Annotated in this window: 27 protein-coding genes; 18 read left to right on the top strand and 9 right to left on the bottom strand. The window is 62.4% G+C overall.

Annotation, left to right across the window (positions count from 1 at the left end):
• Positions 1-15: 15 nt before the first annotated feature.
• Positions 16-1254: a YcaO-like family protein gene (locus NKI54_RS19380; protein WP_023674104.1), complete on the bottom strand. Its 1239-nt coding sequence runs from the start codon at positions 1252-1254 to the stop codon at positions 16-18.
• Between the two features lie 169 nt (positions 1255-1423).
• On the opposite strand from NKI54_RS19380, the gene NKI54_RS19375 reads away from it, so the two are divergent.
• Positions 1424-3154, top strand: coding sequence for an adenylate/guanylate cyclase domain-containing protein (locus tag NKI54_RS19375; protein WP_352692191.1), 1731 nt, complete (start codon positions 1424-1426; stop codon positions 3152-3154).
• A 10-nt stretch (positions 3155-3164) separates the two neighbouring features.
• On the opposite strand, the gene NKI54_RS19370 is transcribed toward NKI54_RS19375, so the two are convergent.
• On the bottom strand, positions 3165-3743 hold the full coding sequence (locus NKI54_RS19370) for a hypothetical protein (protein WP_023674106.1): 579 nt from the start codon (positions 3741-3743) through the stop codon (positions 3165-3167).
• Between the two features lie 173 nt (positions 3744-3916).
• Here NKI54_RS19370 and NKI54_RS19365 point away from each other — a divergent pair, with 173 nt between their 5' ends.
• The 4 genes from NKI54_RS19365 to NKI54_RS19350 all read left to right on the top strand — a co-directional run bounded on the left by NKI54_RS19365 (position 3917) and on the right by NKI54_RS19350 (position 8397).
• A complete protein-coding gene (locus NKI54_RS19365) occupies positions 3917-5284 on the top strand; it encodes a S8 family serine peptidase (RefSeq protein WP_023674107.1) in 1368 nt (455 codons plus the stop codon).
• Positions 5275-6432, top strand: a complete 1158-nt coding sequence (locus NKI54_RS19360; protein WP_352692190.1) for a DUF1501 domain-containing protein — start codon at positions 5275-5277, stop codon at positions 6430-6432. The genes NKI54_RS19365 and NKI54_RS19360 overlap by 10 nt, the downstream gene beginning before the upstream one ends.
• Positions 6433-6959: 527 nt before the next feature.
• Entirely contained in the window at positions 6960-7778 is an 819-nt protein-coding gene (fabI, locus tag NKI54_RS19355) for an enoyl-ACP reductase FabI (protein WP_031211054.1), read from the top strand.
• 31 nt (positions 7779-7809) lie between these two features.
• Positions 7810-8397 (top strand): histidine phosphatase family protein, encoded by a 588-nt coding sequence (locus NKI54_RS19350; RefSeq protein ID WP_352571394.1) that lies wholly within the window; start codon positions 7810-7812, stop codon positions 8395-8397.
• 63 nt (positions 8398-8460) lie between these two features.
• Here NKI54_RS19350 and NKI54_RS19345 read toward each other — a convergent pair whose 3' ends face one another.
• Entirely contained in the window at positions 8461-8724 is a 264-nt protein-coding gene (locus NKI54_RS19345) for a DUF1344 domain-containing protein (RefSeq protein ID WP_023716902.1), read from the bottom strand.
• Positions 8725-8999: 275 nt separating this feature from the next.
• Here NKI54_RS19345 and aroC point away from each other — a divergent pair, with 275 nt between their 5' ends.
• Positions 9000-10109, top strand: a complete 1110-nt coding sequence (gene aroC / locus NKI54_RS19340; protein WP_352571393.1) for a chorismate synthase — start codon at positions 9000-9002, stop codon at positions 10107-10109.
• 101 nt (positions 10110-10210) lie between these two features.
• The gene (gene ribB / locus NKI54_RS19335; RefSeq protein ID WP_023674113.1) at positions 10211-11311 is read left to right on the top strand and encodes a 3,4-dihydroxy-2-butanone-4-phosphate synthase; all 1101 of its coding nucleotides are present in this window, start codon (positions 10211-10213) and stop codon (positions 11309-11311) included.
• Positions 11312-11370: 59 nt separating this feature from the next.
• Here ribB and NKI54_RS19330 read toward each other — a convergent pair whose 3' ends face one another.
• Positions 11371-12594 (bottom strand): MFS transporter, encoded by a 1224-nt coding sequence (locus NKI54_RS19330; protein ID WP_352692189.1) that lies wholly within the window; start codon positions 12592-12594, stop codon positions 11371-11373.
• Positions 12595-12712: 118 nt separating this feature from the next.
• Here NKI54_RS19330 and NKI54_RS19325 point away from each other — a divergent pair, with 118 nt between their 5' ends.
• From NKI54_RS19325 to NKI54_RS19295, 7 genes are all read left to right on the top strand, one after another.
• Positions 12713-13366 carry a TetR/AcrR family transcriptional regulator gene (locus tag NKI54_RS19325; protein ID WP_352571391.1) on the top strand — a complete coding sequence of 218 codons (654 nt, stop codon included), beginning with the start codon at positions 12713-12715 and terminating at the stop codon, positions 13364-13366.
• Positions 13367-13499: 133 nt separating this feature from the next.
• Positions 13500-14426 (top strand): histone deacetylase family protein, encoded by a 927-nt coding sequence (locus tag NKI54_RS19320; RefSeq protein ID WP_352456880.1) that lies wholly within the window; start codon positions 13500-13502, stop codon positions 14424-14426.
• A 3-nt stretch (positions 14427-14429) separates the two neighbouring features.
• Positions 14430-14681, top strand: a complete 252-nt coding sequence (locus tag NKI54_RS19315; protein ID WP_352593338.1) for an exodeoxyribonuclease VII small subunit — start codon at positions 14430-14432, stop codon at positions 14679-14681.
• A 109-nt stretch (positions 14682-14790) separates the two neighbouring features.
• Positions 14791-15057 carry a DUF2277 domain-containing protein gene (locus NKI54_RS19310; protein WP_023716908.1) on the top strand — a complete coding sequence of 89 codons (267 nt, stop codon included), beginning with the start codon at positions 14791-14793 and terminating at the stop codon, positions 15055-15057.
• Positions 15058-15066: 9 nt separating this feature from the next.
• On the top strand, positions 15067-15987 hold the full coding sequence (locus NKI54_RS19305) for a pirin family protein (RefSeq protein WP_023674119.1): 921 nt from the start codon (positions 15067-15069) through the stop codon (positions 15985-15987).
• Between the two features lie 81 nt (positions 15988-16068).
• Positions 16069-17982: a 1-deoxy-D-xylulose-5-phosphate synthase gene (gene dxs / locus NKI54_RS19300; RefSeq protein WP_023674120.1), complete on the top strand. Its 1914-nt coding sequence runs from the start codon at positions 16069-16071 to the stop codon at positions 17980-17982.
• Between the two features lie 210 nt (positions 17983-18192).
• Positions 18193-18486, top strand: coding sequence for a hypothetical protein (locus tag NKI54_RS19295; RefSeq protein ID WP_352692188.1), 294 nt, complete (start codon positions 18193-18195; stop codon positions 18484-18486).
• A gap of 27 nt (positions 18487-18513) precedes the next feature.
• Here the strand turns inward: NKI54_RS19295 and NKI54_RS19290 are convergent, their stop codons facing one another.
• Complete coding sequence (locus tag NKI54_RS19290; protein ID WP_352593350.1) at positions 18514-18915, bottom strand: GFA family protein; 402 nt, start codon at positions 18913-18915, stop codon at positions 18514-18516.
• A 175-nt stretch (positions 18916-19090) separates the two neighbouring features.
• On the opposite strand from NKI54_RS19290, the gene NKI54_RS19285 reads away from it, so the two are divergent.
• The 3 genes from NKI54_RS19285 to NKI54_RS19275 all read left to right on the top strand — a co-directional run bounded on the left by NKI54_RS19285 (position 19091) and on the right by NKI54_RS19275 (position 21555).
• The gene (locus tag NKI54_RS19285) at positions 19091-19870 is read left to right on the top strand and encodes a TlyA family RNA methyltransferase (RefSeq protein WP_352593353.1); all 780 of its coding nucleotides are present in this window, start codon (positions 19091-19093) and stop codon (positions 19868-19870) included.
• Positions 19867-21108, top strand: a complete 1242-nt coding sequence (locus NKI54_RS19280; RefSeq protein ID WP_352578614.1) for a class I SAM-dependent RNA methyltransferase — start codon at positions 19867-19869, stop codon at positions 21106-21108. Before NKI54_RS19285 ends, NKI54_RS19280 begins: the two co-directional genes overlap by 4 nt.
• 75 nt (positions 21109-21183) lie before the next feature.
• The gene (locus NKI54_RS19275; RefSeq protein ID WP_352578613.1) at positions 21184-21555 is read left to right on the top strand and encodes an antitoxin Xre/MbcA/ParS toxin-binding domain-containing protein; all 372 of its coding nucleotides are present in this window, start codon (positions 21184-21186) and stop codon (positions 21553-21555) included.
• Between the two features lie 54 nt (positions 21556-21609).
• Here the strand turns inward: NKI54_RS19275 and NKI54_RS19270 are convergent, their stop codons facing one another.
• The 4 genes from NKI54_RS19270 to NKI54_RS19255 form a co-directional block, all read right to left on the bottom strand.
• Entirely contained in the window at positions 21610-21999 is a 390-nt protein-coding gene (locus NKI54_RS19270; RefSeq protein ID WP_352578612.1) for a type II toxin-antitoxin system VapC family toxin, read from the bottom strand.
• Complete coding sequence (locus tag NKI54_RS19265) at positions 21986-22261, bottom strand: AbrB/MazE/SpoVT family DNA-binding domain-containing protein (RefSeq protein WP_023674129.1); 276 nt, start codon at positions 22259-22261, stop codon at positions 21986-21988. Before NKI54_RS19265 ends, NKI54_RS19270 begins: the two co-directional genes overlap by 14 nt.
• Before the next feature lie 151 nt (positions 22262-22412).
• Entirely contained in the window at positions 22413-23825 is a 1413-nt protein-coding gene (gene tldD, locus NKI54_RS19260; protein ID WP_352456885.1) for a metalloprotease TldD, read from the bottom strand.
• A 128-nt stretch (positions 23826-23953) separates the two neighbouring features.
• Complete coding sequence (locus NKI54_RS19255) at positions 23954-24478, bottom strand: invasion associated locus B family protein (protein ID WP_023674131.1); 525 nt, start codon at positions 24476-24478, stop codon at positions 23954-23956.
• Between the two features lie 371 nt (positions 24479-24849).
• Between NKI54_RS19255 and coxB the strand changes: the two genes are divergently transcribed.
• On the top strand, positions 24850-25728 hold the full coding sequence (coxB, locus tag NKI54_RS19250; protein WP_352456886.1) for a cytochrome c oxidase subunit II: 879 nt from the start codon (positions 24850-24852) through the stop codon (positions 25726-25728).
• Positions 25729-25743 lie beyond the last annotated feature (15 nt).

Below are 25743 nucleotides of genomic sequence, written 5' to 3'. Positions count from 1 at the left end.
CCGCGACCATCCGGATCACAATGGAAAGGGAACCTCGTTGATGGCCTGGGAAACTGATGGCTTCAAACCTAGGCGCACAGGAACATCATAGAGCCTGCCGCCGCCCAACCGGGGCTTGGTAGGACGAAGTCCAGGTACAAACACTCGTGCAACAGGCGATTCGGCGTTGTGCGTCAGGTTGACCGCGAAGATCTCAAGTTCCTGCTCGTGGCAGATGTCGAGGCAATAGTTCCAATCCAGTCGCAACTCGGCCGACGAGGCCTGAACTGCTGAATTGCCGGAAAGGTGAGGAAGGCGATGAATGTTCTCGTCCATGTGCCACCGATAGAGGTGCAGCGCGCCGGGGGTGAAGGCCGCCGTGCCGGACGTATCGGCGTTCCGTTTGAGCAGGGTAAGGTTCGCCTCACATTCTGCAAGTTCCCCCACCGCGCGCCGGGCCGCCTCCGACATGGATCGTCCGGCCGCGAATCCGAACGCAATCGCGTCACCGCCCACGTGATGAGAAATTGCAGCGACAATGGGGATGGGCAGGTCAAGCGTCAGGAGCAGAAGCCGCAATTCGCGGTTCTGCGTCAGCAGCCAATCGGCGTACTGGGACGCCAGTCCATCCGACAGCGAAGTCAGGTCTATCCGAGGCAGAACCAGCCGATTGTACCACCATATGGCTGTTGCATCGCGCTCCACGACTTCGCAGAAGCCGCGCACGACCGCGTCCTCTATGCTCGATCCCCTCGCAAGACCATTGGAGTCCGCCGGGGGCAGACCTGATGACTCATCGTTGGGATACCCGAGAAAGCACAATCCCGCAGGCACCCAGGCCTCGCTCGTGCTGAAGCGCGGATCGCTCCGGATCCAGTCCAGCGGCTGCGACCTGCGCCAGCGGATCGGGACCGCGCGGCTATCATCGACGTTTTTGTTCCAATGCAGCCGCTCGCAATACTGCGCATCACTGAAAAGTGTGAGTGCAGGCGGCTCGATCACGCGCCCGCGCAATTCGCCGGCGCGGGCGCGTGAGAGTCGCTCATGAGGGATCATCTGGGCGAAATAGGTTTCATCGGCCTCATACCCGCAGGCGGTTGCCGCCTCCTGGGTGGTGTTGCCCCACCCTGACACAAAACGAGAAGGTCTGGCCCCTCGGACGGGGCCGACCGCGACCGTGATCGGGCATCTGAGCGTGGGATCGGTGATCACGATGGGGCCGTAAACCAGGCTTGACCCGCCGGCCCCTGCCTCGGACGCCCGCCGCTCCGGCATTATGGACCCTTCACCCAAGCACGGCCCTCACATGTTCAATCCTCTACAGTATCGGCACCAATTGCTCATTCGCACGCTGACACGCACTGGAGTATGATGCAAACTCCTGCGAGACGCTTTGATATCGTCAAGCCGACGTCGAACATAATATAACCCGCCGAGGGAGAGAATGAACGCGGGCGACAGCAATCTTCAGCGACGTCTGACGGCTATCCTGGCTGCTGACATGGTCGGTTACTCGTCGCTGATGGCCCGCGACGAAGAGCGCACCTTCGCGCTCGTCAAACATCTCATGCAGGACGAAATAGAGCCTAGGATCACGCAGCACCGGGGACGGGTTGTGAGAACGACCGGAGACGGGATGCTCGCCGAGTTTCCAAGCGCTTTCGGAGCCGTGCAGTCAGCAGTGGAAGTCCAGGAACTGCTTGTCGGCCAGTCTTCGGGGAAGGCCAGCCAGGAAATTTTTCTCCGGATTGGGATCAACTTCGGTGATATTATTGTCGATACCGATGGCGATGTGTTTGGAGATACCGTCAACATAGCCGCGCGCCTGGAACAGTTCGCCAGCCCGGGCGGTATCTGCCTTTCCGGAAAGGTACACGACGAAGTTCGCGACAAATTTAATCTTCCGTTTGAATATTGCGGCGAACAGCATCTCAAGAACATTCCACGCCCGATTCCCGTATACTCGTTGTTCCAAAAGCCCAAAGGGCTGCCACCTGCATCGACTGCGCAGATGGCTGGTCCGAGCAAGCCCTCCATCCTCGTTCGCCCGTTCAAGAGCGCGGGCGACGTCCAACCCTATTTCAGTGGCGGCTTCACCGAAGACATCGTCACGGAATTGACGCGCTTTACTCAGCTTACGGTTGCGTCCCATTATACGTCGACGCGGCTCAAGGATGTGGACCTGGTCGCGGACAACGGCGTGGATTTCGTCATCGAAGGCGGGATCCGCCGCATGGGCCGGCGAATGCGCATTACATGCGAGCTGGTCGACGCAACCTCGGGTGAGTGCTTGTGGGCCGAGCGCTACGACGGGGACGAGCAGGACATCTTCGATGTCCAGGACGAACTGATCGGGAAGATCGTCGGGACCGTTATCGGCCGTCTTACGGCCGCAGGCGCCGAGAAGGCGCGGCGTAAACCACCTGCCAATCTCGCGGCCTATGAGTGCGTGCTCCGGGGCAATGCCCTGCCCCTGGGCGACATCGCGGCCGAAATGGAGGCTCGACAGTGGTATCAGCGAGCGATCGAGCTCGATCCATCCTACGGGCGCGCGTACGCCAAGCTCGCCCACTATAAGCAGCTTGAATGGTTTCGCGACATGGGGCCGTCGGATGCGGTGCTTGCCGAGGCTTATGACATCGCCAAAAAAGCGGTGGCGCTTTCCCCCAATGATCCAGTCTGCCTGAACATACTGGGCTGGGTGCTCCTCCACCGTCGTGATTTCGACGTCGCATCTCAGCTATACACACGCGCGCTCGAACTCAATCCGCACGATCCCGAGCAGGTCTCCTATCAAGGGACTTATCAAACATTTGCCGGCGAGCCCCAAAGTGCCTTGGACTGGTTCGAACGGGCGCGAGTGCTCGATCCCCTATACGAGCCTTCATGGTATTGGCCGTTCCGCGGTCTTGCCCATTTCATTGCCCACCGTCCGGATAAGGCAGTCGTCGATCTGGGCCGCTCGTCCACCATGCCGACCTGGGTTAAGGTCTATCTGGCTGCAGCGAACGCCCTGCTTGGCCGAAACGAAGAGGCGAAGAGCTACACGTATCTGGTTCTGCGTGGCGCACCGGAGTTCTCCGGGCGGCGGTTCGCCACCAAGGAACCTTACAAGCTGGAAGGTGACCGTAACACGCTGCTCAACGGCATGCGGGAAGCGGGATTGCCCGAGTAGGGACTGGCGACTATCTGCAGCCGAAGAGCACGGCCGTGGCGAGCTCGTCATGGTAGTGCCTGCCCTGGGCGTATTTGTGGTAGTCGTGCAGATAATCGATCAGATCGCTGCGGGTCAGGACCCCCCTCGGCACCTGGGGCACCACCACATTGATCAAGTTCGGTTCGTCCACGTGAACTTCGACAGACACTCCCGTTTCCACGATGTCTTCCAGCACCATTTTGAGATCACGCTTCAGGTCCGCATAGGCGGCAGCATCCGGGATCGCGTCGCCCCCGTCGAGAGGGTCATCCTCGTATTTTATGGGCTGCCCATTCAGATCTTCTATCGTTAGTGTCTGCGAATGTGGCGCTGTTCCGGCGGCGGCGGTCCGGACCCTGATGTTGCCGATGGCACGGCCTGCTTCCGGCCGAAGTCTGATAGTATCACCGACGGCGAAAATCTGCCGATCAATGGTAATTGTTAGGGGATCTGTTGAATCCATGGACAAGATACGTGACGAGGCCGGCAAAAGCTTGAGCCAGGCCCCTACGATCGCTGCGCCGATCTCTTGGACTTGCCGACCTGGCTTCAATTCTGCCCTGGGCATCGCCGAGGCTCCCCTCCGAGGTCAATGCAAATAGCCTAAACGCATTTTGCATCTGTCGCAAGCAATGCGCAGGCGGCATGCTCGCATCGACTCGATGTTTTCATGGACAGAAAGCCGTATTGGGAGCATTCTGATCCTCGCGGTATCAGTAACGACAGCCGGAGGGTGTACGAATGATACTTGCTCAACTTCGTGTGCTGTTGCTCGGCTGTCTCCTCGCCGTTGTCGGAACAGCGAGACCGGAAGCGTCAGGCGAGGAGGGCTTCACCGACAGCGGTGACATCGAAAAGACTTTCATCGTCGACATCGCCAGGGCGGCGGAGTTACGCAAGGATATCGGCGCGCTAAACAAGTTCATCGCAGGCAAGGGCAAGCTGGAAGCGGTGGACATGCCGGATATCGGTATCAGCATCGTGACGGGGACCTTTTCCGAGAGCGAGATCGAAGAGCTGCGCTCCAGGGGATATGAGGAGCCGGATCCTTTCGTGGTGAACCTGTTCGATGGTGCCACCTGCGAGGGGCCGGAACTCCTGGGCATCTCGCCGACTGCGGATGTTGTCCCTCCCAGCGTCTGCAGGGTCGTCGGGTCACCACAGCCGGTGGCTTCAGGATCGCCCACCGTATGGATCATCGACAGCGGAGTGGATTGGAGCGTTGTCACCGCCGGGCTCCTCAAGGTTCAGGAAGCCATCGATTGCACGAGCAGCCCATGCCAGACCGTGTCGAGCCTCGACGACACAGTAGGGCACGGGACGATGGTGGCAGCAGTTATCGGCGGAAAGCGTGTCAAGCAGGGCGACCAGTATATAGGTCTGGTTGGTGTCAGCCCCGACGCCCCGCTCAAGATCGTAAAGGCCTTCAGTAAGCTGAAGACCGAAATTTTCGGCCCGCCTCTTCTCGCGCTTCGCCATGTTCGGGACAACGCGGTCGCTGGGGATATTCTGAACTTGAGTTGGGGTGCATTATATCTGGAGAGCACCAGACGCGGAAGCACGTTGCAAGATCTTAAATTTCTCGACGCCCTTCTTTATCAGATCGCCGACCGTCAGGTGCGCGTTGTGGTAGCTGCGGGCAACCCCCGGGAAGACGAAGAGGGCCCTTGGGTACAGTCTTATTTCCCGGCCAATGCGGCGACTTATTTTTCGCCTGTGACGACAGGAAACAAGGTGGGAGCGATATACAGCGCTTCGGCTTCCAACAGCGAATATATTCAGGTGGCAACTCCTGGGAAATGCCAAGGCATCAGCAACGCCTGGTGCGACACGCTATGGCGCGGGGGGGCGTTCGGCGCGTCCTATGCCGAACCGGGCGTCAATGTCCTGTCACTGTGGAAGAGCCGAAAGAACGGCAAGCTCCGGAGGAACATCTGTTCGGGCACATCTTTCGCAGCCCCGGCACTTGCCGGCCTTTTGGTTCGCAACGCGCAGCCGACTAACAAGGCTCTGACAACGGGAAGTCTTAGCCCGAATACGGATCTGCTAGGGTATATGACCGCGGGTACGCCGGTGAACCCAAGTTCGGACGAGCCTAAATGCAACTGACCCGAAGGGCAGCGCTGCAAGGTTTGGCCTTGGCGTCCGCGTTCGGTAGTGTGCGTCTGGCCGGTGCCTCGCTTGTGGACGAAGATCCTCGCCTTCTGCTCGTCCACGTGCGTGGCGGACTCGATGCACTAGCTGCCGTGCCGCCCTACGGCGATCCGCATTTTGCCTCGGCGCGCGGGCCCCTCGTGCCTTTCCCGAACTCTGGCGTCGCCGAGATGCTCAAGCTCGACGGGCTCTTCGCGCTTCATCCGGCGCTCGGGTCTCTCCTGCCCCACTACTCGTGCGGCGAGTTGCTCATCGTGCCCGCGACCGCCATTCCGGATGCGGGCCGGTCCCACGCGGCCGCCCAGGCGGCGCTGTTCGACGGCGATATCGACGGCGGCAGCGCCGGATGGCTCGACCGGGCTTCGTCTGTACTGTCGCGCCGGCAGAAGGCGGTGTGGCGGGCCAGACCGGCCGATCGATCGACGGACATGCTGGCCCATCTTGCGCTGGCCAATCCTCGGCTCGACCTCGTCCGCCTCTGCGCCGAGGGCACTTGGCCGTCCGGCGCAAAGGGCAGCGAAAGCCTGCTGGAACAACATGCCGCATGCGACGCGGCTCGCTTCGGCGACGCGGCCAGGAGCGCGGCGCTTGCCCTGTCAGCTACGGGCGGACCGCGGATCGCGATGCTCGAGGTGGCCGGCTTCGACACGCATGTGGCGCAGGGAGCGGACTTCGGAAGGCTGGCGCGGAGTTTGAATGGGCTGGCGCGGGGCCTCATTGCATTTGCCCAAGCGTCCGGGCCTGCCTGGAACAGGACGGCGGTGCTGGTGGTCACGGAGTTCGGCCGTTCCGTGGTGCCCAACACCGACGGCGGCACTGATCACGGCGTCGCGAGTGTCACCTTGTTAATGGGTGGCGCCGTTGCCGGCGGGCGAGTAGGCAATCGCTGGCCCGGTCTTGCTCGAGACCTGCTTCATGGCGGAACAGACTTGGCTGCTACGACGGACGTACGATCGATCATAAAGGGCGTGCTGACGGAACACCTGCGTCTTCCTGACCGAGCAATGGCTGAAATTTTCCCAGGCGCTGCCGGGATACCGGCGGTGCGTGGACTGTTTATCGGGAGCCGTTGTCCAGGCGGAGGTCGACTGGCTTCGATGTGATCTCCAGCGCGGTTTAGCTTCTTATCCGCGTTTTCGTCCGCTACGGGACGCATCGGACTGCAATAGGCGACGCCTAATCTTAAGTGCCGCTTCTAAGAAGCTTCCGGAATCACAGCTATTGTGAAGGGTTTCGAATGCCGGCCCCCAGTGCGGTCGCCTATAATGTCCGGTTTAAGGCAATGGCCGAGCTAATTTGAATGGCCGAGATGAGGCGCAAAGCGATCGTCCACGGCCCAAAGTATGGAAGTCGGCTCGGGGTCATGAGCGTGACTTCGGCCGCTGGCCAACGAAACTTCCGCCAAAGGGTCATCTTCCGCCGTGCCACACCGATACCAGTGTCGGATTTTTCCACTGGCCCACGACCGCAAGGTCAAGGCGCTACAGCGTCCTTTGCGCGCCCAAAGGACGCGCGGCGCTGTTGAGCAACCGCTTTGTCCCCCGAACTGTCCGCTTTGAACGCTTGAAGGGGCACTGTGGCTGTGCGATAGGCACTCCACAAAGTAGAGAACCTTGCGGAGAGCGCTGACATGGCGGGTGGACGGGGCCTTATGGCCGGCAAGCGCGGCCTTATCCTTGGCATCGCCAACAATCGCTCGATCGCTTACGGCATCGCCAAGGCCTGTGTCGATCACGGCGCCGAGATCGCGCTGACCTATCAGGGCGAGGCGTTCAAGAAACGCGTCGAGCCGCTTGCCGCGGAACTGGGCGCGCATGTCGCGGGCCATTGTGATGTGACCGACCCGGCCAGCCTCGATGCGGTGTTCGCCGATATCGCCAGCCATTGGGGCAAGCTCGATTTCCTCGTCCACGCCATCGCCTTTTCCGACAAGGACGAACTGACCGGCCGCTATGTCGAGACGACGCGCGACAATTTCCTGCGCACCATGGATATTTCGGTCTATTCCTTCACCACCATCGCCAAACGCGCCGAGGCGCTGATGACCGACGGCGGCTCGCTGCTCACGCTGACCTATTACGGTGCGGAAAAGGTGATGCCGCACTACAACGTCATGGGTGTCGCCAAGGCGGCACTCGAAGCCAGCGTGCGCTATCTGGCCGTCGACCTCGGCGCCAAGAAGATCCGTGTCAACGCGATCTCCGCCGGCCCGATCAAGACGCTTGCCGCATCCGGCATCGGCGATTTCCGCTATATCCTGAAATGGAACGAATACAATTCGCCGTTGAAGCAGACGGTCACGCAGGAGGAGGTTGGCGATTCCGGCGTCTATTTCCTGTCCGACCTTTCGCGCGGCGTCACCGGCGAGATCCATCATGTCGATTCCGGCTATCATGTCGTCGGCATGAAGGCGGTCGACGCGCCGGATATTTCGACGGTCAAGGACTGACGCCACCGCCTGACCTCTTCCGGAAGACCTGATGTACCCGCTCGTCTATATCGTGCGCCACGGCCAGACGGCGTGGAACGCCGAGGCCCGGCTGCAGGGGCAGGCCGATACCGACCTCAACGAGCTTGGCCGCGAGCAGGCTAGCCGCAACGGGCGCAGGCTGGCCGAACTCATCGACAAGCCCGAAGATTTCGACTTTGTCGCCAGCCCGATGCGGCGCACGCGCGAGACGATGGAGCGCCTGCGCGCGGCGATGAAGCTCGATCCGCACGCCTATCGTACCGAGCCGCTACTCGTAGAATTGAGCTTTGGCGACTGGCAGGGTTTCACCTTTGCCGAACTCGAGGCGAACGATCCCGGTTCGACCAGGCACCGCCGCCTCGATAAATGGAATTTCCAGCCGCCCGGCGAAGGCGCCGAAAGCTACCAGATGCTGCTCGAACGGGTGAAGCCGTGGTTCGACGCGCTCGATCGCCAGACGGTCTGCCTGACCCATGGTGGCGTCATGCGCGTAATGTTCCGCTTCGTGCTGGGGATGTCCGAACAAGATGCGGTCAGCATGGAAGTGCCGCAGGACCGCGTGCTCAGGCTGGACGGCCGGCGCCTGGAGTGGCTTTGAGACCGATGACGTAGCGTATGTTGAGATCAGGTCGGGCCGGCATCAGCTGAATATCGACGCGTCCTACTCGGTCGATCCGGTGTCCGGCAGTTCCATGTCGGTGACGACGTTCTCGCCATTCGTCACGTCGTAGGCGAGGACGATGTCCATGCCTGGCTTCAGCGCATCGAGGTCGGTTTCGGCGTTCAGCTTGTAGGACTTGCCGTCGTCCAGCGTCAGCGTCAGCGCATCCTTGTCGACCTTCTTGATCAGGCCTTCGGTCTGGCCGGCGAAGGCGGCGGTGGAAATCAACAGCGTGGCGGCAACAGCGCCAATCAGGATACGCATCATCGTCCTCTTTAATCATTGCCGGTACAGCGGCTCGGTCCAACGGAACGGAACTGAGCAGAAACCAATCGAATGTGTCAAAACTAAATCCGCGGGATCACAGTTTGACCACTGTGGAAAACGCCAATAGAAGGCAGGCTACAACGCCGCGCGTCCTCCTGGACGCGGAAGGGACGCTGTAGCACTTTTGATTTTGTGCATGATCCTTGCCGAAAATCGCTCCGATTTTCGGGGTCATGCGCTGAGCCGGCTCCGACGCCGGCAGGGCTGGTTCCATGTCGCACAACACGTTCGGCCATCTTTTCCGCGTCACCACCTGGGGCGAAAGCCATGGGCCGGCGCTGGGCTGCGTCGTCGACGGCTGTCCGCCAGGCATCCGCTTCACTCGCGACGAGATCCAGGCCGAACTCGACAAGCGCCGCCCCGGCCAGTCACGTTTTGTGACGCAACGTCGCGAACCGGACGAGGTGAAGGTCCTGTCCGGCTTCATCCTCGATGAGGACGGTGAGACGATGATCACCACCGGCACGCCGGTGTCGATGCTGATCGACAATGTCGACCAGCGCTCCAAGGACTATGGCGACATCGCCCGCCAGTTCCGGCCGGGCCATGCCGACTACACTTACGAGGTCAAATACGGCCTGCGCGATTACCGCGGCGGCGGCCGCTCCTCGGCGCGTGAGACGGCGGCGCGGGTGGCGGCCGGGGCGCTTGCCCGCAAGGTCGTGCCCGGCATGGTGGTGCGCGGCGCGCTGGTGTCGATGGGCGATAAATCGATCGATCGCGCCAATTGGAACTGGAATTTCGTCGGCGACGCTGAAAACCCGTTCTTCACGCCTGATCCGGCGTCCGTCGCCGTCTTCACCAAATATCTGGACGGCATCCGCAAGGCGGGCTCCTCGGTCGGTGCGGTCATTGAGATCGTCGCCGATGGCGTTCCGGCGGGGCTTGGCGCGCCGATCTATGCCAAGCTCGACCAGGACATCGCCGCCGGCCTGATGTCGATCAACGCCGTCAAGGGCGTCGAGATCGGCAACGGTTTCGGGGCCGCCCGCATCACCGGCGAGGAGAATGCCGATGAGATGCGCATGGGCAATGACGGCAACCCGGTCTTCCTGTCCAACAATGCCGGCGGCATCCTCGGCGGCATCTCGACCGGCCAGGCGATCGTCGCGCGTTTCGCGGTCAAGCCGACCTCGTCGATCTTGACGCCGCGAAAGTCTATCGACAAGGACGGCAACGACGTCGAGATCATGACCAAGGGCCGCCACGATCCATGCGTCGGCATCCGCGCCGTGCCGATCGGCGAGGCGATGGTTGCCTGCGCCATTGCCGATCATTATCTGCGTCATCGGGGACAGACAGGTAGGGGAGTAGGGCAGTAGGGCAGTATGTTTATGTTAATGCCCGCCAGGCAGCCATTTTCGCTTTCCCCTACTGCCGTACTGCCCTATTCCCCTACTCCCTGCGAGCGAAGCGAGCACTTATGCCTTACGACCAGAAGAAGATCGTTGAAGCCCTGCGCGCCTTCGAGCGCGGCGAGATCGTCGTCGTTATGGACGATGACGGCCGCGAGAACGAGGGCGACCTGATCGTAGCCGCCGTCCATTGCACGCCGGAAAAGATGGCGTTCATCGTTCGGAACACGTCGGGCATCGTCTGCACGCCGATGCCGCGCGAGGAAGCAAAGCGGCTCAACCTGTCGCCGATGGTCGCTGACAATGATTCGGCCCACACCACCGCCTTCACCGTCAGCGTCGACTTCAAGCACGGCACCACGACCGGCATTTCGGCCGACGACCGCACGCTGACGGTGCGCAATCTCGCCAACGGCAATGTCGGCGCGTCCGATTTCGTGCGCCCCGGCCACATCTTTCCGCTGATCGCGCGCGAAGGCGGCGTGCTGATGCGTTCGGGCCATACCGAAGCCGCTGTCGATCTCTGCAAGCTCGCCGGCCTGCCGCCGGTCGGCGTCATTTCCGAGCTGGTCAACGATGACGGCACCGTCATGCGTGGCCCGCAGGTGCAGGCCTTCGCGGAAAAGCACGGGTTGAAGCAGATTTCGGTTGCCGACCTCATCGCCTACCGGCAACGCAAGGAAACGCTGGTCGAACGTGTCGCCTGTTCGGACATCGAGACGCCCGGCGGCAAGGCACAGGTCTTCACCTACACGCTGCCCTGGGATTCCATGCATCACGTGGCGGTCGTCTTCGGCGATATCCGCGACGGCGTCGAGGTGCCGGTGCGCCTTCATTCCGAGGACGTGGTCAGCGACGTCTTCGGAACCAGCCACAGGCTGGACGCCATCATGAAGGCGATGGGCGAGCGCCAGCGCGGCGTCATCGTCTATCTGCGCGAAGGCTCAGTCGGCGTCGCCCATCAGGAACGCAAGCGGCCGGCTGCCGGCGACCGCGAGGATCATGAAGAGGCGCGCCGGCGCGAAAACGAATGGCGCGAGATCGGCCTCGGCGCGCAAATCCTCAAGGATCTCGGCATTTCCTCGATCAATCTGATCGCCTCGCGCGAGCGCCATTATGTCGGCCTCGAAGGTTTTGGCATCCACATCGCCAAGACCGAGATTCTTTAGGCCATTCTCACGATGCTGGTATGCGTCCGGCCCCGCCTCGGGACCGGACGCGCCGGAAACTATTCCGCAGCGACCGCGGCTGCGTCGCATGCAGCCATGTCGCAGTCCGGCGCGACAAGGCTGCGCTGGCCGGCGAGCACGATGACCAGCGCGATTGTGCCCGATGCCACCGATACCCAGAACCCGTTCTGCGCGCCGAAAGCGTCCACCACCCAGCCGGCGGCGAACGAGCCGAGCGCCATGCCAATGCCGATGCCGGTCATCACCCAGGTCACGCCTTCGGTCAGCACCGCCTCCGGCACGCGCCGCTCGATCAGGCCGAATGCCGTGATGAAGGTCGGCGAGATTGCCACGCCGCTGACGAAGACGGCCAGTGCCAGCAGCGGCACGGTGTCGGCGACGAGCAGCGGCAGCGTGGTAAGCGCAATGATGGCGATTGCGATGGCAAGCTGAATCTGCAGCGGCAGTTTCAGGTTCAGGGCGCCGATGATGATGCCGACGACGAACGATCCGAGCGCGTAGACGCCGATGACGAAGCTGGCGGCCCCTGGCTGGCCAAGCTCCTTGGTGATCGCCACCGTGCTCACCTCCGTGGTGGCGAAGGTCGCGCCGATGAAGATCAGGGCCAAGGTGATGATCTGGACCGGCCGCAGGCGGATTGCCGAGCCGCCTGAACCATGTTCCACCGGTCGGGCTCGCGGTTCGGTCGAGCGCTGCAGGATGAAGGCCGTCGAACCGAAGGCGAGGAACAATGTGCTCGCGAGCACTCCCGCTTCCGGGAAAAGCGCGACGCTCAGCCCTACCGACAGCGATGCGCCGGCGATGTAGACCAGTTCGTCCGCCGCCGACTCGAAGGCGAACGCCGTGTTCAGCTCGGGGCGGTTGCGAAAAATCTCGGTCCAGCGTGCGCGCACCATTGCCGGGATGCTGGGCATGACGGCGGCGAGCAGCGCCGAGACGAATAGCGTCCATATCGGCCAATGCTGATTGGCCGCCGCAATCAGGATCGCGAAAGCGAGCGTGGAAATCACAGTGGTCGGCACCACAATCCGCGTCTGGCCGAGGCGGTCCACCAGCCGTGATACCTGCGGGGCGACGAAAGCGTTGGCCAGCGCATATGTCGCGGAGACGGCGCCGGCCAGCCAGTATTCGCCATCGGTCTGCGACAGCATCGCGACGATCCCGATCGGAGCCATGGCGATCGGCAGCCGGGCAGCGAAGCCGGCGGCGGCAAAGCCCTTGGCGCCGGGCGCGCGAAAGATCTGGGAATAGGGATTTTGCATGGTCTGGCTCCTCGACAACGGCCGGTTCGGCGATTACATACGTGGCGTATGAGTTTAAATAGATCATACGCGGCGTATGTCAATTGGCATACGAGACGTATGTTAATAGGGCCAGAGCATGCATAGACCACGCAAGGAGATGATTGCCGAAACCCGCGCAAAGCTGATCAGGGCGGCGCGCCAGGCCTTCGGCACGCTCGGCTATGCCGAAGCCTCGATGGATGACTTCACGGCATCGGCCGGGCTGACGCGCGGTGCGCTCTATCATCACTTCGGCGACAAGAAGGGCCTTCTCCAGGCGGTCATCGCCGAGATCGACGCCGAAATGGCAGCCCGGCTGAAGGTCGTTTCGGCCAAGCCGGACAATCTCTGGCAGGGCTTTGTCGACGAATGCACCGCCTATATCGAGATGGCGCTGGAGCCGGAGATCCAGCGTATCGTGCTTCGTGACGGGCCGGCGGTGCTCGGCGATCCATCGCAATGGCCAAGCCAGAGCACATGCATCCGCTCGATGACAGAGAGCCTGCAAAGACTGAGCGACGAGGGGACAATTCTCGCCGTCGATCCCGAAGCCGCGGCAAGGCTGGTCAGCGGCGCCTCGTTGCATGCGGCGCAGTGGATCGCAAATTCGAACGATCCCGAAGCGACGTCGAAGAAGGCAGTGAAGGCGTTCAAGGTTCTTCTGGAAGGGCTGCTCAATCGCACCGGCAAGCTGCCTAAGCCTGATCGATCGTCAGCGAAGCAGCCCCAGATTGACCGATCACCGGCCTGAGATCATTCTTTTCGCCGATCCCAGGCGGCTCGCGGTGGGTTCAGCCGACGCCGGTTGCCTAAACCCTGTTGAACATCGCCTCACCAGCGCGCGAAAACATGGCCAAAGCGGCGAGGCGCGCCTATATCGGGGCATGGTCACGAGACTTTACACCCACCCGATTTTCCTCGAGCACATAACACCGCCCGGTCATCCGGAGCGGCCGGACCGTTTGCGCGCCATAGAGCGTGTGCTTGACGACGAGGCCTTCGCGGCGCTCGATCGCGTCCAGGCGCCCGAAGGCGACGAGGCAACCATCCTCTACGCGCATCCGCCCGAATTCGTCGAACGTGTCCGCGCAGCGATACCGGACACCGGCATCGCCCGTATCGACGCCGATACCACCGCCAGCCCAAAGAGCTGGCAGGCGGCCGTGACCGCGATCGGCGCAGCCAACGCCGCGGTCGACGACGTCTTCACCGACCGTGCCGAAAACGTCTTCGTCGCCGCACGGCCGCCCGGCCATCATGCCGAAAAGACCACCTCCATGGGTTTTTGCCTGTTCAACACCGCCGCGATCGCGGCACGCTACGCGCAGAAGAACCATGGCGCCGACCGCGTCGCCGTCGTCGACTGGGATGTGCATCACGGCAACGGCACGCAGGACATTTTCTGGGACGATCCATCGGTGCTCTATTGCTCGACACACCAGATGCCGCTTTACCCGGGAACCGGGGCCGTGAGCGAAACCGGCGCCGGCAACATCGTCAACGCGCCGCTGGCGCCGCAGAGCGGCAGCGATAGTTTCCGCGACGCCTTTCTGTCGCGCATCCTGCCGGCGCTCGACAATTTTGCGCCCGACCTCATCATCATCTCCGCCGGTTTCGATGCCCACCACCGCGATCCGCTGGCCGAGATCAACCTGACTGAGGATGATTTCGACTGGGCGACCGGCCAGTTGCTCGAACGAGCCGGGCGCCATAGCCGCAACCGGCTCGTCAGCGTGCTCGAGGGCGGCTACGATCTGCAGGGATTGGCATTTTCAGTCGCCGCCCATGTCGGGCGGCTGATGAAGGGATAGACGATGGCTGGTGAGACCAACGAAGATGTCAAGGCGATGAGCTTCGAGCAGGCGCTCGAGGCGCTGGAGAGGATCGTCGACGATCTGGAGCGCGGCGACGTTCCGCTCGACCAGTCGATCCGCATCTACGAGCGCGGCGAGGCGCTGAAGGCGCATTGCGACCGGCTGCTGAAGGCGGCCGAGGACAAGGTCGAGAAAATCAGGCTGTCGCGTGACGGCAAGCCGGCGGGGACAGAGCCGTTGGACGCGGATTGAGGCGCGGCCTCGAACGACAATTTTGCTTACCGGCTTTGGACATCATCACGATTGAGGATAAAACTCATCCCGTTTGAAACGGCTCCAGGACGAGAGGAGATTGCGAACGATGTGCAGAAACATCAAAACCCTGTTCAATTTCGATCCGCCGGCAACCAATGACGAGGTCCGCGATGCCGCGCTTCAGTTTGTCCGCAAGCTGAGCGGAACGACGCGGCCGTCGAAACAGAACCAGCATGCGTTCGACCATGCCGTCGAGGCCATTGCCGCCTCGGCGCGCGAATTGCTCGACAGCCTCGAGACGACACAGCATCCGCGCAATCGCGAAGAGGTGGCGGCCAAGGCGAAAGCCAAATCTGCACTTCGCTTCGCCTGAGGGGACCGCGTGAGCTTCTTTCCCGGAAACGATCCGCAGATGGGCGATGCCTTCGCCAGCGATCAGATCGAGCTGATGGTCATTCCGAACGCCAAGGATATTGGCGGATTTCAGGTTCGCCGCGCCTTGCCGACGGCCAGGCGCCGGCTGGTCGGACCCTTCATCTTCTTCGACCGCATGGGTCCAGCCGTTCTGCGAGCGGGCCAGGCGCTCGACGTGCGTCCGCACCCACATATCGGCCTGTCTACGGTGACTTACCTGTTCGACGGCAAGATCAGGCATCGCGATTCGCTCGGCACCGAGATGGTAATCCAGCCCGGCGACGTGAATTTGATGACCGCCGGCCGTGGCATCGTCCATTCGGAGCGCACGCCGGAAGAACTGCGCGGCGCGCCGATGTCGGTTTCCGGCCTGCAGACATGGCTGGCGCTGCCGGACGGCAAGGAAGAAGTCGCGCCGGTCTTCGAGAACACCGCGGCCCTGCGCCTGCCCGAAATCGATGCGGAGGGCGTTAGCGGCCGTGTGATCATCGGTGCGTTTTCCGGACTGCGCTCCCCGGTCGCCACCGCTTCGGACACGCTTTATGCCGATCTCAGGCTGGCGCCGGGTGCCAGCGTGAAAATCCCGGCCGATGCCGAGGAGCGCGCCATCTATACGCTGGAAGGCGAGGTTTCGATATCCGGTGACCGCTTCCCGGCCGAGCGGCTGCTGGTCTTCCGGCCCGGCGACGAAATCGTTGTCTCATCGGAACGCGGCGCCCATTTCATGCTGTTTGGCGGCGCCTCGCTCGGTTCGAAACGCTATATCTGGTGGAATTTCGTATCGTCCTCAAAGGAACGCATCGAGCAGGCGAAAGAAGAATGGAAGACAGGCCGCTTCGATATCGTTCCTGGAGACGAGCAAGAGTTCATCCCGCTGCCCGAAAGCTGATGCGCGTTACCGCCACATTTACATTCGCCGGCCAGCGGCATATTTCACGATGAACAGAAAATCTGACCAGGCTCGCAAACAGTGAACGCAAAGCCCGATACGCCGCTTCTCGACAAGGTCCGCGTCCCAGCCGATTTGCGCACGCTTGCCGAAGGCGACCTGCCGCAGCTGGCGTCAGAGCTTCGCGCCGAACTGATCGACGTCGTTTCCCACACCGGCGGCCACCTCGGCGCCGGCCTTGGCGTCGTCGAACTGACCGTCGCGCTGCACTACGTCTTCAACACGCCGGACGACCGGCTGATCTGGGACGTCGGCCACCAGGCTTATCCGCACAAGATCCTGACCGGCCGCCGCGACCGCATCCGCACGCTGCGGCAGGAGGGCGGCCTGTCCGGCTTCACGCGTCGCGTCGAGAGCGAATACGATCCGTTCGGCGCAGCCCACTCCTCAACCTCGATTTCAGCCGGCCTCGGCATGGCGATGGCGCGCGATCTGTCCGATGGCCGCAACAATGTCATTGCCGTCATCGGCGACGGCGCCATGTCGGCCGGCATGGCCTATGAGGCGATGAACAATGCCGGCGCACTCGATGCCCGGCTGATCGTCATCTTGAACGACAACGATATGTCGATCGCTCCGCCGACCGGCGCAATGAGCGCCTATCTGGCCCGTCTGGCGTCGGGCAAGACCTATCTGGGCTTGCGCGATTTCGGCAAGAAGCTGACGTCGTATCTCGGCGAGCGCGCCGATCGCGCCATCAAGCGAGCGGTCGAGCATGCGCGCGGTTACGTCACCGGCGGCACGTTGTTCGAGGAAATGGGGTTCTACCACATCGGCCCGATCGACGGTCACAACCTCGAGCACCTGATCCCGGTGCTGAAGAACGTCCGCGACAATGCCGACGGCCCGGTGCTGATCCATGTCGTGACCCAGAAGGGCAAGGGCTACGCCCCGGCCGAGGCGGCGGCCGACAAATATCATGGCGTCAACAAATTCGACGTCATCACTGGCGCCCAGGCCAAGGCGCCCGCCAATGCGCCGAGCTACACCAAGGTGTTTGCCGAAAGCCTGATCCAGGAGGCCCGAGAGGACGACCGCATCGTCGCCATCACCGCCGCCATGCCGAACGGCACCGGGCTTGATCTGTTCGGCGAAGCGTTTCCGGCGAGGACCTTCGATGTCGGCATCGCCGAGCAACATGCGGTGACCTTCGCCGCCGGCCTTGCCACGGAAGGCTTCAAGCCTTTCGCGGCGATCTACTCGACCTTCCTGCAGCGCGCCTACGATCAGGTCGTCCACGACGTGGCGATCCAGAAATTGCCGGTGCGCTTTCCGATCGATCGCGCCGGCTTCGTCGGCGCCGATGGTGCCACCCATTGCGGCGCCTTCGACACGACCTTCCTGGCGACGCTGCCCGGTTTCGTCGTCATGGCCGCGGCCGATGAGGCCGAGCTGCGCCACATGGTACGCACCGCTGCAAGCTACGATGACGGCCCGATCGCCTTCCGCTACCCGCGCGGTAACGGCGTTGGTGTCGAGATGCCGCAACGCGGCTCGGTATTGGAGATCGGCAAGGGCCGGATCGTCAGGGAAGGCACCAAGGTTGCGCTGCTTTCCTTCGGCACCAGGCTGCAGGATTGCCTGGCCGCGGCCGAGGAGCTTGGCGCGGCCGGGCTTTCGACCACGGTCGCCGATGCCCGTTTTGCCAAGCCGCTCGACGAGGACCTGATCCGGCGGCTGGCCCGTTCGCACGAGATATTGGTGACGGTGGAAGAGGGCGCGGTCGGCGGCTTCGCCAGCCATGTGCTGCAGTTCCTGGCCCATGAAGGGCTGCTGGAGAGCGGCCTGAAGGTGCGCCCGCTGGTGCTGCCCGATACATTTGTCGACCATGCCAAGCCGGAAAAGATGTATGCCGATGCCGGGCTGGACAGCGCCGGCATCGTGCGCACCGTGTTCGTGGCGCTGGGGCATACCGCGCAGGCCCAGCGCGCCTAGCTTTTAGACGCATTCCCGCGACGCCGACGCGATTCAACTTGGCTGCAAGATGCCAGTCTGAATCAAATTCTCAACTGCTTGAATCAAATTGCCGGCGAACAGTCGTAACATGCTGTTTACGCTGCCGTTTGGCGATTTGCTTACCGTGTCCTTTGGCCGTTTTTCAACGCCGCCCTGCTAGAAGGCAACCAGGCAGGGGAAAGCAGACCAATGAGATCGCTTTTGGGCGGCATCGCGCTTGCGGCCATCTTCGCCGTGTCGGCCGGGGCCGAAACGCGCTACGACCGCAAACTCGAAGAGGCGGTGATGGGCATCGTCGCCGGCAAGATCGGCGAGATCCGTGGCGGCTTTTCCTACAAGCAGGCGCCGCAATTTGTCGTCATGCCAGATACCTCGCCGAAGGCGTCAATTTCCGTTGACCGGCCGCGCCCGCAGGTGTCCGGCGACAGCAGCGACGATCTGACGCCGGCCGTCGAACGGCGGGTTTCGCGGACCATATTCTAAAGCATGATCCCGAAGAGACTCTAGAAACTAGAACCACATATCCCGCACACAGCGACCATCTCTCGGCAAATCCTCGAATGTATCGAGACCATCGAAATGGTCGATCGGGAGATCGGCGACGGCCTCGGGCGGCGCAAGCCTCACATTGACGGCGATGCGGTAGCGCCCAGCCGCATCGGGATGCAAACCGCGCCAGGCCAGGACGCAAGCGCAGGTTGGGCAGAAGAGAATCTCAAGCGAAGGATGAGCCTTTCCGACGCGCCGATAGGCGCTTACGGGCCCCGCAAGGCGGATGCGTTCGTCGACATAGTCGTAAGCCCAGAGTGTGCCGTAGCGACGGCAAAGTGTGCAATTGCAGGCAGTGATCGAACCGGGATCGCCCTCCAGGGTCCAGTGGGCTGCGCCGCAGTGGCAGGTTCCCGTCAGCATGTACCTCCTCCACGTTTCGACGGCTAAACGGCATCTCTTTCTTAGCATTGCGTCGGGTCTCGTGCGAGGTTCGACAAACAGCGCAGCGGCTGATGAGTTCACTCGATTTTCCAACTATGCCTTCTCTCATCGCCAATAACCTTGCCATCATCGTTGGCTTTCGCCATGAAGGCCGATGACTTCCATTCCGCCAGCCAGCATTCGCCAGCGGCTCGACGAATTGCTCGTCCAGCGCGGTCTGTTTGCCAGCCGCTCGCGTGCCCGCGACGCGGTCGAGCGCGGCACCGTGACGGTCGATGGCATCGTCGCCCTCAAGCCGGGCCAGGCCGTTCTGCCTGAGTGCAACATTGTCGTTGACGATCCGGCGCAAGGTTACGTGTCGCGCGCCGCACTGAAGCTGAAGGCTGGTCTCGACCATTTCGCCCTCGACCCCACCGGCAACGAAGCGCTCGATGTCGGCGCCTCGACCGGCGGCTTTACGCAGGTGCTGCTCGAACGCGGCGCGGCGCATGTCACGGCGATCGATGTCGGGCACGGCCAGATGCACTCCGACATTGCCGGCGATCCGCGCGTGACGGTAATTGAAGGCCTGAATGCGCGCGAACTGTCGGCCGCCGATCTCGGCGGCCGTGTGCCGGATTTCATCGTCTCGGATGTCAGCTTCATATCGCTGAAACTGGCGCTGCCGCCGGCGCTTGCCTTGGCCAGGAATGGCGCAAAAGCTGTGTTTCTGGTCAAGCCGCAATTCGAGGCCGGCCGTGAGGCGATCGGCAAGGGCGGCCTGCTTAAGGACCCCTATGATGCGGCGCGCATTGCCGGCCTGATGCAGGACTGGCTCGATGCCATTCCCGGCTGGCGCTCGCTGGGGCTTCATCTGTCACCGATAGAGGGCGGCGACGGCAACCGCGAGTTCCTGCTCGGCGGCATCAAGGACGTCGAGACCCAGAAGCGATGAGCACTCGTTTCACGATCGCAAGGTTGGGGTCGCAGGGCGATGGCATCGCCGAGACGGAAACCGGAGAGGTTTTCATTCCGTTCGCGCTGCCGGGAGAGGTCGTCACCGCCGCGCGGGAGAAAGATCGCGCCACCTTGATGTCGGTCCTTGAGGCTTCGCCGTTGCGGGTCGATCCGCCGTGCCGGCATTTCGGCGCGTGCGGCGGCTGCGCCGTCCAGCATCTCGAGACTGAAGCCTATCACCGGTGGAAGCGCGAAAAGGTCGTGCATGCGCTGAAGAGCAAGGGCATCGCTTGCGATGTCGGGGCGCTGGTGCCGTGCGCGCCGCACACGCGCCGCCGCGTCGTCTTCACCGCCCGGCGGAGCGAGGCGGGAATGCAGTTCGGCTTTGTTCGCGCGCTGTCATCCGAGATCATCTCGATCGAGGAATGCCCGATCTCGCTGCCGCAGATCGTCGCTGCGCTCGACCGTTTGAGGATGCTTGCCGGACTGATCTGCACCACGACCAAATCGTTCCACATGGCGGTGACGGTGACCGGTTCCGGCCTCGATGTCGCGGTTCACGATTCCGGCAAGCTCGGCGAGAACCAGCGCCGCGTCGCTTCCAACTTCGTCATCGCCGAGCGGCTAGCCAGGCTGTCGGTCGACGGCGAGGTCATTATCGAACCAAACAAACCGGTCGTCCTGTTTGGTGGCGTCGCCGTCGCAGTGCCTCCGGGCGCTTTCCTGCAGGCGACCGAGGCTGCCGAACAGGCGATGGCCAACATTGTCGTCCAGCATTTCGCGCGCGCCAAAAAGGTCGCCGATCTCTTCGCCGGCTGCGGCAGCTTCGCGCTGCGCCTAGCCGCAAGATCGGAGGTTCATGCGGTGGAAGGCGATGCGGCAGCACTCGCGGCGCTCGACCGGGCATTCCGTTTCGCCAGCGGCCTGAAGCGGGTGACCGGCGAACGTCGCGACCTGTTCCGGAGGCCGCTGACATTCAAGGAGTTGAATGCCTTTGACGGCGTTGTCTTCGACCCGCCTCGCGCCGGCGCCGAGGACCAGTCGAAGCAGATCGCGCGCTCCGACGTGCCGCTCGTCGCCGCGGTGTCTTGCAATCCGGTAACGCTCGCGCGGGACCTACGCATCCTCATGGACGGCGGCTACGCCCTGAAGAGCGTGACGCCGATCGACCAGTTCCTGTGGTCGCCGCATGTCGAGGTCGTGGCGCTGTTGGAGAAGCCGAGACGAAGGCGCTAGCAGCCAGGGCCTGAAACGCGCACCAAAAAAGCACATTTTGAACGCACGTCGTTCAGACTGTGCTAGGGAATTGCCATGAGCACCGCAGCCTTCGAAATTTCGGCATGGCGCTTCGGCGAGGAGCGGGCGCCGTTTCTCTCGCCAAGGCGGGTCGCTGAACTGCTAGGGGTTAATATGACAGAACTGGCGGGGCTGACCGGTCTCGCGCGCAACACGCTTGCCGCCAAGTCCGGTGCGCGCAAGGTCGACGCCGCATTGAGTCCCATCGTGCGTATCCTGGCGATGGCCGGCGAGATGGCCGGTGATGAACATCGTGCGGCGATCTGGTTCAAGCATCAGCCGATCCCCGGTTGGGCCGGAAAGACCGCCTACGATCTGGTTCGCGAAGGCAAGACGGACAAGGTGCTTGCCTATCTGGAGGCAGTCCGCTCCGGCATCTATGCCTGAAACCAGGCTGACCCTGTGGCGCGCTTTTGTGCCGCGCTGGGCCGCTGTGAGCTGCTATGCTTCTTGCACGCGTTCGTATCCGGCCGCCTTCGCGGCCCTGACGAACTTGCGGTCAAAAGTCGCGAGGCCAGCGCAGTGAGCGGACTTGCCCAGATGCAGCGCGTCAGCGAAATCCAACCCCTGTTCCGAGAGGTCGAGCGCGGACGACACGACCGCCCCGTCTTCCACCTCTACCGTGGGAAGCCCGCTAAACACCCGTAGCGTACGGGCGATTTCAAGCGGCGCAAAACCGTAGGCGCTGCGCAACACCCATTCGACTTCCAGCATCACCGTGACGGCGACAAAGACCGGCTGGCTATCGATCAGCGCCCGGGCGCGGGAAGACTGCGACGGGTGATCGCCCGTCAGGTAGCGGACGATCAGGTTGGTATCAATTGCGAGCATGGCGCCGCCGCGCTTCGGCGAGCACGCCCGCGTCCATTTCTTCCAACGTCTTCGGCCTGCCGCTATAGCGCAGCGATCCAAACACGTCCTCTGGCCGCGTCTCGGCGAAGACTGGCGCAGGCTTCAGTAGCACGCCCTCCGGGGTATCCTCGACCAGAAGGCGTGTGCCGGCATGCCATTCCCTCCGTTTCCGGATCGCGCTGGGCAGGATGACCTGTCCCTTGGTCGAGACCGTAGTTACGAGCTTCTCTGCGGCAGCCATCTCGGCACGTCCTTAGGTGTAAGACGAATGTAAGATAGTCGAAGCTCTCGGCAAATTCAAGGCGCAAGCTACTCCTACTTAAAGCGATGACAAGGCAGTGGGCGGCGGGGATTGGTTGTTCCGGAGCGGCGATAATTCGGCGTCAACTCCATCAAACCCTGGTGCCGCCGACTGTCATCTGGTTCATCCTGAGATGCGGCTGGCCGACGCCGACCGGCACGCCCTGTCCGGCCTTGCCGCACATGCCGATGCCGGTGTCGAGCTTCATGTCGTTGCCGATCATCGCCACACGATGCATGGCATCCGGCCCGTTGCCGATCAGCATGGCGCCCTTGATCGGTTGCGTCACCTTGCCGTTCTCGATCATGTAGGCTTCGGTGCAGCCGAACACGAACTTGCCCGAAGTGATGTCGACCTGGCCGCCACCGAACGACACGGCATAGATGCCGTTCTTGACCGAGGCGATGATCTCGTCCGGCTCCATGTCGCCTGCTGTCATGTAGGTGTTGGTCATGCGCGGCATCGGTTCGTGCGCATAACCTTGGCGTCGCCCGTTGCCGGTGGCTTTCATGCCCATTAGCCGGGCGTTCTGACGATCCTGCATGTAGCCGACCAGCTTGCCATCGTCGATCAGCACGTTATGGGCCGATGGCGTGCCCTCATCATCGACGGTAAGCGAGCCACGCCGCTCGGGCATGGTGCCGTCGTCAACGACGGTGACGCCTTTCGCTGCCACCTGCTGGCCAAGCAGGCCGGCAAAGGCCGACGTCTTCTTGCGGTTGAAATCGCCCTCCAGCCCGTGGCCGACCGCCTCGTGCAACATGACGCCCGGCCAGCCGCTCGACAGCACGATGTCGAAAGTGCCGGCAGGTGCTGGAACCGCTTCGAGATTGACCAGCGCTTGCCGCAATGCCTCCTTGGCCGCGTGCCGCCAGCTGTCCTCGATCAGGAATTCACCAAAATCCTTGCGGCCTCCCATGCCGTAGGAGCCGCTCTCCTGGCGGTCGCCGTCGCCGACCACCACCGACACGTTGATCCTGACCAGCGGACGGATGTCGCGCACCATCTGGCCGTCGGCGCGCACGATCTCGACATGCTGCCAGGAGGCGGCGAGCGACGCCGTCACCTGCCTGACGCGCGGATCCTCGGCCCGCAGCCATGCATCGATTTCCTGAAGCAGCTTGGCCTTGGCCTCGAAGGAAGGCGAGGGGATAGGGTTTCCGTCGCCGTAGAGATGGCGGTTGGTGCGGGCAGGCGCTGCGGCAAGCGTACCGGAATAGCCGCTCTTCACCGTCGAAACGGCATCGGCGGCGCGCAGCAGCGAGGCTTCGGAGAGATCGCTGGAATGGGCGTAGCCGCTGGCTTCGCCGGCGACGGCGCGCAGGCCGAAACCCTGGTCGGTGTTGAAATTCGCGGTCTTCAGCTTGCCATTGTCGAACATCAGCGATTCGCTTTCGCTATATTCGAGAAACAGTTCGCCGTCGTCGGCGCCGTTAATAGTCTCGGCAACGATTTGCTTGATGCGATCGTCGGAAATGTCAAATTGGCCGATCAGGCTGTTCATGGCAGGTCCATTTGCAGGAGGATTGTTTCCCACGATGTAGGCGCGAAGGCCCGCACAGACAATCTGAAATGAGATTTGCCGTGACCTCGGCCGGTCAACATCACTGGATCATGCTACAAGACCCAGTCTCAAGGCAGGGCGGCGAAGCCGTCGGCGAAACCCTTGAGGTCGACGGGAATGCCGATGCCCTCTTCCGGCGTCTGGAAGACGATGAAGGTGGCGGACGTACCGGTCTTCAGCGTGTCGAGCAGCGGCTTTTCCAGGATGACCTCGGCATAGCAGCCGTCCTGGAAACAGCGCACGAAATAGGCGCGGCCGATATCCTTGCCGTCGACATTGAGGCCGAGGCCGTTGGGCAACAGCACGCCGAGCGGCGCCAGCACACGCAGGATTTCGGCCTTGTTGTCGGCTGTGCGCAGCACGACAACGGAAAGACCCATTTCCGGACGGTCCTCGGCGACGACGTTCTGCATCATCACGCATTGTTCGGATGTAGCACCGGCGGGCGTATCGCAGATGATCGACCACGCCCCATGCGTTGACTTCACCGTGCCGCTTGGCTGCGCGGCATTGGCCAGGCCGGCGCCGGACAAGGCTATTGCGGCGGCAACAAAGATGACCTTCGCCAAGGTTCTCGAAAGCCAAGGGTTCATGACGGCTCCATTGCGAATCACGGCACTTTAAGCCGCACTAAACCCAAGTAAAGGACGAGACCCCAGCGATCTGCCCCGACACAGGCGACAATGCGCTTTTCAGTGCCAATTTCGCCCTAATTGCGACGGCTCCGCACGCCGCGCGGCTCATTCTACCCGGATGCCGCTCCGGTGATTCGCGGCAAGCAGTCACCGCACGAAGCCACAGCCGCGCTTGCGCGCAAAAATGCCGCACGGGTTCCGGCGCTCCTTTCTTGCGGAGGCAAATAGAGTATGGTTTGAACCAGCCTTGAATTGTCCGGGATTCCCGTCCCGGCATTGTTCGACATTCTTGCGGTCCGATCGCGAGGAACTGGGAGATGACGAGGGCGATGAGAAAATTCCTGGCAACCGCCAAAATCGTAGCTAGTGCCGCCGCCACGTTGTTTGCTGCTGCATCCGCTCATGCAGCCCAGCCCCAACCTTGGGAAACCAGTTTTCAGCCTCCGGCAACCGACATTATGCGGCAGATCGAGTGGTTCGGGAACTACTCTTTCGCGTTCATCATTGTGATCACCGCCTTGGTGCTTTTCCTGATCGCCTACTGCATTTTGCGGTTCCGGGCGAGCGTCAACCCGACGCCGTCGCGCACCAGCCACAACACGCTGATCGAGGTCATCTGGACTGTCGGTCCCGTGGTCATCCTGCTCTGTCTCGCCATTCCCTCGTTCCAGCTGCTGACCGCGCAATACACGCCGCCGGAAGAAGCCAAGCTGACCGTCAAGGCGACCGGCAATCAGTGGAACTGGGACTACGAATACCAGGTCGACAACACGCTTTCCTTTAATTCCGCGATCCTTCAGGATGCCGACAGGGCTGCTGCCGGCAAGGAAGATCGCGCCGAGTATCCGCGCCTGCTCGCCGTCGACAATGAGATGGTGGTGCCGGTCAGCACCATGACCCGCGTGCTGGTGACGGCGACCGACGTCATTCACGCCTTTGCCATGCCGTCCTTCGGCATCAAGACCGACGCGGTGCCGGGCCGCATCAACGAGGTCTGGTTCAAGGCCGACAAGGAAGGCCTCTATTACGGCCAGTGCTCGGAACTCTGCGGCAAGGACCACGCCTTCATGCCGATCGCCATTCGCGTCGTCTCCGATGCACAATACAAGACCTGGCTGGCGGCAGCCAAAACCGACCTTCCCGGCGCCAACAAGGCGCTGATGGCCGAGGTCGATGGCACGAACAAGGTAGCGGCCGCCGGCAATTGATGCCGCGACCAGAAA

The sequence above is a fragment of the Mesorhizobium sp. M0663 genome, from assembly GCF_040320585.1.
Taxonomy (GTDB): Bacteria; Pseudomonadota; Alphaproteobacteria; order Rhizobiales; family Rhizobiaceae; genus Mesorhizobium.
This window is presented reverse-complemented; position numbering and strand designations above follow the sequence as displayed.